The sequence below is a fragment of the Limnospira sp. PMC 289.06 genome (genome assembly GCF_032350395.1).
Classification (GTDB): domain Bacteria; phylum Cyanobacteriota; class Cyanobacteriia; order Cyanobacteriales; family Microcoleaceae; genus Limnospira; species Limnospira platensis.
In genome coordinates, this window is sequence record NZ_JARPLC010000282.1 from 1 (window position 1) to 1,596 (window position 1,596).

Sequence of the window (1,596 nt, forward strand, 5' to 3'; positions counted from 1 at the left end):
GAGTAGGGGTCGAGAGAGATGTCGCCATCTCCCCCTCCCATACAGAACCGTACTTGAGACTTTCACCTCATACGGCTCCTAATTTGACCGTCTCCTTGTTAAGAGTACAGCATCATCTCTTCATCAAGAGCTGTTTTATTGTCGTGACAATGGCGATGTAATAATTGAATATTCTTGTATTCATCCTTTCCGCCATGGCTTCTAGGTACAATGTGGTCTACTTCAATTATATCTGATGGGGTAAAGAATTGTCCACACCAGGTACATCTACCTTTTTGCTTTTTGAGTAGTTTTGCTACCCTATTTGGCGTGCCGATTGCTTGTCCTTTCCTGGTTGCCCAGTAAGTCCAATTTCCGTCATAAAGTGTTGCGTCAGGGCGTATTAGGGTATGTCTGATAATTGGAGTCCAATTGTGATTGAACAGATGTAACCCATCTTTGGTTTGGAACAGCCAATTTTCGTGTCTTTCTTTCCCATTGCTAAGTTTAATTGTTCCATGTCTGAAATAATTACTTAGCTTTTCGTAACTTGCCTTTCCGCATCTTGATGCTGTCCATGCCCGTAACATTTGCCAGATTATTTTGTCTAGCTTAGTGAAGGTCTCTTTTGAGACTACCGCTGAATAATAGTTTGCCCATCCTCTTATGATTGGGTTTAGTCTACTAATCAGGGTTGATTGGGGTGCTGTCTTATGTTGTTTGATTACACCTTTAATCACTTCTGTATGGGCTTTAACTGCTTTATGGCTGGGTTTTATGTGGGTTTTATGTCCGATTAATCGGCTTGCTGCCCCGCCTGTTTTCCCAGATTTGTATTTTCCTGCTGGATATTGCCTGATATTGAATCCGAGAAAGTCAAACCCTGGATTCTCTGTTTTACCGTCATACTCAATAGTTTTGAGTGTATGACAGATTCGAGTCTTTTCAGGTTTTATTTCTAGTCCTACAGGTTTTAGCCATTCAGAAATAGCAGTCTTGCACTGTTCAATGATTTCTAGGTCTTTGGATATGACCACAAAATCATCGGCATATCTTATAAAGTTTACCTGAGTGGCTGTGCCTTTATTTGGATACATTCCTTTAACTAGCCTTTCCATTCCCAACAGTGCGATGTTGGCGAGTATTGGACTTATTACCCCTCCTTGAGGTGTCCCTGTTTCTGTATCCTCAAATACACCGTTATCTAGCACGCCAGCTTTGAGCCATTGTTTCAGGTCTCTCTTCAAGCTGCTTGGACAATGAATTTTGGACAGTAGGTAATCATGGTTCACGGTAAGAGCATTTTGCTATATCAGCATCGAGTACATAATATTCACCCTTGTTGATACTTGAGTAAATTCGTGCTATTGCATCTTGGGCTGACCGTCCGGGACGGAACCCATAGCTTGTGCTTTCAAATCTCGATTCCCATTCAGGTTCGAGAGCCGACTTAACCAAGGCTTGCCTTGCTCTATCTTGGATTGTGGGTATGCCTAGTGGGCGTTTTTCATCCTTACCAGGTTTTGGAATCCACACCCTTCGCAGTGGTTTTGATTTGAGTTTTCCCTTAATGTTCTTAACAAGCTCGAACCTTTGTCTTGAAGAGATTGCTCTTAT

2 protein-coding genes are annotated in these 1,596 nt (G+C 42.0%); both read right to left on the reverse strand.

The window, feature by feature from the left end; translation table 11 throughout:
- Positions 1-98 precede the first annotated feature (98 nt).
- Positions 99-1,271: a group II intron reverse transcriptase gene (locus tag P5674_RS24495; protein ID WP_434475135.1), complete on the reverse strand. Its 1,173-nt coding sequence runs from the start codon at positions 1,269-1,271 to the stop codon at positions 99-101.
- Positions 1,261-1,596, reverse strand: a 336-nt coding sequence (locus P5674_RS26770) for a reverse transcriptase domain-containing protein (protein ID WP_434475136.1), incomplete at its 5' end; no start/stop codon positions are given. The genes P5674_RS26770 and P5674_RS24495, both read right to left, overlap by 11 nt.